The organism is Arthrobacter sp. TMN-49 (genome assembly GCF_054511095.1).
The window spans coordinates 26,125-33,363 of record NZ_JBTNDH010000037.1 but is presented as its reverse complement, the minus strand read 5'-3'; the positions used below and the strand labels follow the sequence as shown (position 1 = coordinate 33,363).

Genomic DNA, 7,239 nt, shown 5'->3' with positions numbered 1-7,239 from the left:
TCTTCCGGTGATGACATTTTCTCTAAAAAAGCTTCATTAATTGATGAAGACTCCATCGGTATCGCAACTCCAAAAGGTATGGAGTGTTGCAACGATCCCTGTAACTCGCCAAGCGCTTTCCGGCGGTGATTCCGTCCAATATCTGCTACACAGATTTCTTTAGAAGGTGTGTTCCGGGCCCGGGAACACACCTGTTCTGACTTCCTGCGCATACTCTTTAGCGGCGTCGGACAAGATGGTGCTCATCTGGGCGTACTGCTTGACGAACTTGGCCATCTTGCCCGTACGCAAACCGGCCATGTCCTGCCACACCAAAACCTGCCCGGTGGTGCAGTTTCCAGCGCCGATCCCCACCGTCGGAACGGCAACGGCAGCCTCAACGGCAAGGGCGGTGGTGGCCGGCACCATTTCCATCAGCACGGCGAACACGCCAGCCTCAGTCAAGGCAACGGCGTCGTCGACCATGGACTGGGCTGCGTCCCCTCGACCCTGGACCCGGTAGCCGCCGAGCATGTGCTCACTTTGCGGGGTGAAGCCGATGTGCGCCATGACGGGGATGCCTGCCTGTGTCAGGGCCCGGACAGTGGAGGCGTAGTACGCCCCGCCTTCCATCTTGACCGCGTGCACCAGGCCCTCCTTCATCAGCCGCACGGAGGAGGCGATGGCTTGTTCGGGCGATTGTTCGTAGCTGCCAAAGGGTAGGTCCGCCACCACCAGGGCGCGCTTGGCACCGGCTGTCACGGCGCGGGAGAAGATGATCATCTCATCCAAGGTGATGGGCAGGGACGTCTCGTTGCCCAAGACGTTGTTGGAGGCTGAATCCCCCACCAGCAGCACCTCAATCCCGGCCTCGTCAAAAATCTGGGCCGTGTACTGGTCGTAGGCCGTCAACATGGCGAACTTTTGGCCGGCAAGCTTGGCCGCCTGCAGGTGGTGCGTGCGCACTTTGGTAATGGTTGCCGGGATTCCCGCAGCCGGGGACGTGGTTGAGTCCTTGGCGCCGGAGCCATAGGGAGCCGCCAGCTCTGCGGACACGGACGAATCAGGAGTACTTGTGGGTGCCATGGCAACCAGCTTATTACGAGTCGGGGCCCCAATTGAGCAAACAGGGACGCAGTCCTTAGTAGAGTATGCACTGCGGGCAACATACGTGCCCGCTAACCCGTTCGCTGCGGGCCGGATTCCCGGTGGGCGGTGACGGAGAGTTCTAAAGGGAAAGAGGCACGCACGTGGACCGTCAGCAGGAGTTTGTGTTGCGCACCATCGAAGAGCGCGACGTACGGTTTGTGCGCCTGTGGTTTACCGACGTGGTGGGTAGCCTGAAATCGGTGGCCCTTGCCCCGGCCGAGGTGGAAGGCGCTTTTGAGGAGGGGTTGGGCTTTGACGGCTCAGCCATTGAAGGCCTGGCCCGAGTTTTCGAATCGGACATGTTGGCCCAGCCCGATCCGTCCACGTTCCAGATCCTGCCGTGGCGTGGCGCCACCGAGCAAACCTCACGCATGTTTTGCGACATTTTGACGCCCGACGGCGAACCCTCAGCGGCTGACCCGCGCAACGTGCTCAAACGGACCCTGGCGAAGGCCGCGGACATGGGTTTCACCTGCTACACGCACCCGGAAATTGAGTTTTACCTGCTCAAGTCGGACAAGCCCGGCCCCGATGGCATCCCGATCCCCGTCGATCAGGCCGGCTACTATGACCACGTCCCGGGAGGCGTGGCACAGGACTTCCGCAGGACTGCTGTCACTATGCTCGAAGATGTGGGCATCTCGGTTGAGTTTAGCCACCACGAGGGCGGCCCCGGCCAGAACGAGATTGACTTGCGCTACGCCGATGCGCTCCAAACCGCCGACAACATCATGACCTTCCGCACAGTGATCCGGGAAGTGGCCATCCAGCAGGGCACGTACGCCACGTTCATGCCCAAGCCGTTCTCGGACCATCCCGGCTCAGGCATGCACACGCATTTCTCCTTGTTTGAAGGCGACACCAACGCCTTCCACGAACCAGGTGCCGAGTTCCAGCTGTCCAAGACCGCGCGCCAGTTCATGGCGGGCATCCTCAAGCACGCCCCGGAATTCACCGCCGTCACCAATCAGTTCGTCAACTCCTACAAGCGGCTCTGGGGTGGGGGAGAAGCCCCCAGCTACCTGTCCTGGGGCCATAACAACCGATCCGCCCTGATGCGCGTGCCGTTGTACAAGCCGGGCAAGGGCCAGGCCTCACGCCTTGAATACCGTGGCATCGACTCAGCAGCCAACCCGTACCTGGCCTACGCTGTGCTGCTCGGGGCCGGGCTGAAGGGCATTGAAGAAGGCTATGAACTGCCCCCGGCCGCCGGAGAAGACATTGGTGCCCTCAGCAGTGCCGAACGCCGCGCGTTGGGCCACGACCCGCTGCCGTCAAGCCTGCACGACGCCGTGCGCCAAATGGAAGAGTCCGAACTCATGCCGCAGATCCTGGGCGAGCAAGTCTTTGAGCACTTCCTGCGCAACAAGCGGGCCGAATGGCAGGACTACAGGCTCCAAGTCACCCCATATGAGATCAACCGTTACCTAGGGGTGCTCTAAACCCTGCTATGAGTTCGCTCACTCGCACGCTCATCTCCCGCGGCTTCTCCGATCTCGAAAAATGTGAGAGGTTTTTGGGTTTTGCCGAACTAGCTGACCTGGACCAAAAACAGTTACTGGACTCCTTGTCCGTGGCCGACAACCCCGATCTGGCCTTGCAATCGTTGGTCAGATTGCTCAGTGCGGTCCCGGAGAGCTATGACAAGCTCAGGGTTTTGGACCAGGCCACCGGCGCTTGGGTCTCCAATGAGCCGTTGTTTAGGCTGTTGGGCGCCTCGGAGGCGATGGCGGACTTCTTGATGAGGCACCCGGAGCATCTTGATGTGGTGGATGCTGCGCCCTCCCCGGAACTTGTGACAGTTCCGGCGCCGCTTTTGCGGGCGTCGCTGCTACGCGCCGTCGGTGCTGACCCGGCGTCGCCCATGCCAACAGCCCGCCTGACGGGCACGCCGGCGCGGATAGCACTGCGGACGGCGTACCGCAGGCATTTGTGCGAACTGGCTATGCGAGATTTGGCGGCCGCATCCCCGCAGGCAGTCATGCCTCTGGTGGGCGCGGAGCTGGCCGATCTGGCCGCTGCTGCCCTGGATGCTGCGTTGGCCGTTGCCCGGAGCGAGGTTGGCGCCACGCTGGGGGATGAGTTGGTGGCCCGGGTACGGCTGTCCATCGTGGGCATGGGCAAGTGTGGGGCGCGGGAATTGAACTACATTTCCGACGTCGACGTTATGTACGTCATTGGCGTCACCGACTCTGCCGAGGAGACCGATAGCGTCGATGAGGCGCAGGCAATCACTGTGGGCAACGCCATGGCAGTTGCTGTGTCACGGATCATCTATGCGCCCGAACGCGAGCCGGGCCTGTGGGAAGTCGACGCCAATCTGCGTCCCGAGGGCAAGGACGGCCCGCTGGTGCGGACCTTGGACTCGTTCTTGGCGTACTACCAGCGTTGGGCTCAAAGCTGGGAGTTCCAGGCCCTGCTCAAAGCCCGGGCCATTGCCGGGGACCAGGCCCTGGGGCAAGAATTCGAACAGGCGGTGTCGCCGCTGATCTGGGCCTCCTCGGAGCGCGAGGGGTTTGTTGAATCGGTCCAGTCCATGCGCCGGCGCGTCACAGCGAATATTCCTGATGCCGAGGCCGGCCGCCAGATCAAACTGGGTAAGGGCGGCTTGCGGGACGTTGAGTTTACAGTTCAGCTCCTGCAACTTGTGCATGGCAGGGCCGATCCTGGCATCCGGGTCCGGGCCACCACGGCCGCCATTGAGGCGCTGACTCATGCCGGCTACATTGGCCGCACCGACGCCGCCCATTTGCTTGAAAACTACACGTATTTGCGCGTTTTGGAGCACCGCATTCAATTGATGCAGATGCGCCGCACCCACCTCATGCCCACCGCGCAGGAGCAGTTGCGGGCCCTGGCGCGGGCTGCGGCTGGCCCGTTGAGTCTTAAACGGCCAGGCGCCGACTCCTTGTTGGTGCAGTGGGCCAAGGTGAAACGTTCCGTGAGTTCCCTGCACGAGCGAATCTTTTACCACCCCATTTTGGCCACTGTGTCCAATCTCAGTGTTGAAGACGCCGTCCTGACCACGGATGCGGCCAAGGCCCGGCTGGCAGCCCTGGGCTACAGGGACGCTGCCGGCGCGGCACGGCACATTGCGGCGCTCACCGCTGGCGTCAGCCGCCGCGCCTCCCTGCAGCGCCAGTTGCTGCCCGTATTGCTGGGTTGGTTGGCCGACGGAGTGGATCCCGACGCCGGACTCCTCGCCTTCCGCCGTGTCAGCGACGCACTGGGCACCTCGCACTGGTATTTGGGGATGTTGCGCGACCATCAGGCTGCTGGTGAACGCCTCTGTCACCTGCTGTCCAGCTCACGACTGGTGAGCGACTTGTTGGAAGTCTCCCCGGAGGCTACAGCCTGGTTGGGCAACGACAAGGAACTGGTGCCGCAGAGTTTTGAGGCGCAGTGGGGCGAGATTCAGTCAACCATCTCCCGCCACACCGAATCCACCGACGCCATCCGGCTCATCCGCCTCATCCGGCAACGCGAGATTCTCCGTATTGCCATCGCGGACAGTTGCGCCCTGCTGAGTCAAGACGCTGTCGCGGAGGCGCTCAGCGACGCCGACAGGGCCGCCGTGCTGGGTGCGCTCATGGTCGCCGAAGCATCCGTCTATGCGTCTTCCGGGGTGCTCACGCAGGTTCTAGTGGTGGCCATGGGGCGTCAGGGCGGGCGCGAGATTGGCTACGGCTCCGACGCTGACGTGCTATTTGTGCACCGTCCAGTTCCGGGTCTGACCCCGGACCAGGAGGCGGATGCCAACGGGCAGGCCAAGGCGATTGTGCAGAAGATGACTGCGCTGCTGACGGCTCCCGTCCGTCCCGCCATTCAGGCCGAGCGGGTGTTGCAGGTAGACGCCGATCTGCGCCCCGAGGGACGCAACGGGCCCTTGGTTCGCTCCTTGGCGGCCTACCAGGAGTACTACACTCGCTGGTCCTCGGCCTGGGAGGCGCAGGCGCTTTTGCGGGCAAGGCCCATGGCGGGTTCGGATGATCTGGGCCGGGCCTTCATTTCCATGGCCGATCCCATCCGATACCCGCCGGAGCTGGGCGAAGCAGACCTGCGCGAGATCAAACGCATCAAGGCCAGGATGGAATCTGAGCGGCTACCGCGCGGCGCCGATCCGGCCAGGCACGTGAAGCTGGGTCGCGGAGGACTGAGCGATGTTGAATGGCTTGTTCAGCTGTGGCAGTTGCAACACGCCCATGAGCATGCGTCCCTGCGCACCACCAACACGCTGCCGGCACTCCATGCGGCCAACGCGCTGGGGCTGGTGGACGATGCCGACGCAGCACTTCTGGAGGCGGCCTGGCGGTTGGCGGGACGAGTCCGCAATGCCAACGTCATGTGGACGGGAAAGAGCTCGGACCTGTTGCCGCTGGCCCGGCGTGACTTGGAGGCGGTGGCCCGCTGGTGCGGATATGAACCGGGCCACGCGGCAGCGTTTGAGGAAGACTATCTGGGGTTGACCAGGCGCACCCGCGCAGTTTTTGAACGCCTCTTCTACGGCTAGGCAGTCCTTCACCTCGTGGCCGAGCCCGCGCCCGGCGGGCCCAGCCACGAGGCCCGCCCAAGTCCAACAGCCGCGACGAGTCCCTCAGGGCGTCAGGACTTCACCAGGGCGCGGGCGTGGGCGAGCATGGTGACAACGGGGGGCGCCTTTAAAGAGTTCGCCGTCGCGCACAAAACCTTCCTCACGTCCGGTGAGATCGGCTGTGAGCCGGCCCTTCCACAATGCCAACAACTCTGCGTACTCGGGCAGCGGCGCAAGGTTGTGCAACTCCGCGGGGTCGGTGTCGAGGTCAAAAAGCTCCTCCGTGCCCCAACCGGATGCCCACAAGTACTTGATGTGGCCGTCCGTGACCCACTGCAGCGACTGACCAAAGTACACGTGCTCTCCGTGTAGCCACTCACGCCATGGTTCAGGCTCATCTGCGCTGGCGGGGGATTCGCACACAAAGCGTGCCAGTGATCTTCCATCACACGTCTCCGGGACCGGAACGCCTGCCAACTCCAGCAGGGTGGGCATGATGTCGCGCAGCTCAACCACCTCATCCACCGCGGCGCCACGCTTCGCGGCCGGATCGTTGGGTGCGGGAGTCACAATGAAGGGCACCCGCGCGGAACCCTCATAGCCCACGGCCGTGCGGTAAAAATCGTGGTCACCGAGCATTTCACCGTGATCGGAGGTGAAGGCAATGATGGTGTCATCGGCCAGGACAAACTCATTCAGACCTTCAAAAACACGCATGAGCAGCATGTCGATCTGTGTCATGAGCCCGTAGTATCCCGCCCTGGCCCTGTGGGTCACAGCTTCGGGCAGCGTGCCGAAGGCCAGCTGGTGGTTGCCATTGGTGCCCGTCCATGCGGTGGGGTGTGGGCGCTCGGCCTTGTCCCACGGCCTGGCCACGGTGGAATTGCAGCCGGCCCCATGCTCAAAGTACTCTTCGTCGGCCTTGACCCCAGGTTGGCGGCGCAGCCGCGGCACGTAGCCGTCAAAAAACGTAAAGTCCCGGCGGTGTTCCTTGCGGGCACAGTGCAGGAATCCGTCATGCAGGATTACCTCGTCAAAGCCAACACGGTTGCGCTCCGGGTACACGTGCAGTTTGCCAATGGCCTGGGTCTGGTAGCCGGCCCTGCCGAACTCGCCCGCCAGCGTGACGGGATGGACGTCGTCGAACCTCACGTCCTCTTGATAACCCACCCGGCCGTGACGTTCCTGGGACTGGCCAGTAAACAATGCCACCGGGCCGGGACGCAGGTGGGGGTGGCGGAATAGGCGCGTCGGAACCGGCTGCCCTTGCTTGCGAGCTCATCCAGGTGCGGCGTTTGAACAAACGGATGGCCCTCAGCCGCCAGACAGTCACCGCGCCACTCATCGACACAGATCAAGATCACATTGGGCTTATTCATGGGCTTCCTGCTCTGGCACGTCAGGGCGGGCGGGGCCTAGTGTTATCCAAACCACATCCACATGACTCGAAGTGCTCGTGCTGATAATTGGATCTAGCGGGCACAAACGTGGGTGTAAATGGCCCAGACTATGGCCTTCGTCTCGCATGAACTGGCTAAAGGCTGTAACGTCGAGGGGTACTTGATTCGGCCCAGCAGGGG

3 protein-coding genes and 1 pseudogene are annotated in these 7,239 nt (G+C 62.8%); 2 read left to right on the top strand and 2 right to left on the bottom strand.

The window, feature by feature from the left end:
* Positions 1-159 precede the first annotated feature (159 nt).
* Positions 160-1,065 carry a 3-methyl-2-oxobutanoate hydroxymethyltransferase gene (panB, locus tag ACX80E_RS14625; protein WP_459302751.1) on the bottom strand — a complete coding sequence of 302 codons (906 nt, stop codon included), beginning with the start codon at positions 1,063-1,065 and terminating at the stop codon, positions 160-162.
* A gap of 164 nt (positions 1,066-1,229) precedes the next feature.
* Here panB and glnA point away from each other — a divergent pair, with 164 nt between their 5' ends.
* The gene (gene glnA, locus ACX80E_RS14620) at positions 1,230-2,570 is read left to right on the top strand and encodes a type I glutamate--ammonia ligase (protein ID WP_459302750.1); all 1,341 of its coding nucleotides are present in this window, start codon (positions 1,230-1,232) and stop codon (positions 2,568-2,570) included.
* A gap of 8 nt (positions 2,571-2,578) precedes the next feature.
* On the top strand, positions 2,579-5,638 hold the full coding sequence (locus tag ACX80E_RS14615; RefSeq protein WP_459302749.1) for a bifunctional [glutamine synthetase] adenylyltransferase/[glutamine synthetase]-adenylyl-L-tyrosine phosphorylase: 3,060 nt from the start codon (positions 2,579-2,581) through the stop codon (positions 5,636-5,638).
* A gap of 84 nt (positions 5,639-5,722) precedes the next feature.
* Here the strand turns inward: ACX80E_RS14615 and ACX80E_RS14610 are convergent.
* A pseudogene (locus ACX80E_RS14610) lies at positions 5,723-7,038 on the bottom strand (sulfatase-like hydrolase/transferase).
* Positions 7,039-7,239: the final 201 nt, after the last annotated feature.

Bases quoted from the DNA above. Each gene is read 5' to 3' on its own strand.
- panB (WP_459302751.1), bottom strand. From the start codon at position 1,065: ATGGCACCCACAAGTACTCCTGATTCGTCCGTGTCCGCAGAGCTGGCG.
- ACX80E_RS14615 (WP_459302749.1), top strand. From the start codon at position 2,579: ATGAGTTCGCTCACTCGCACGCTCATCTCCCGCGGCTTCTCCGATCTC.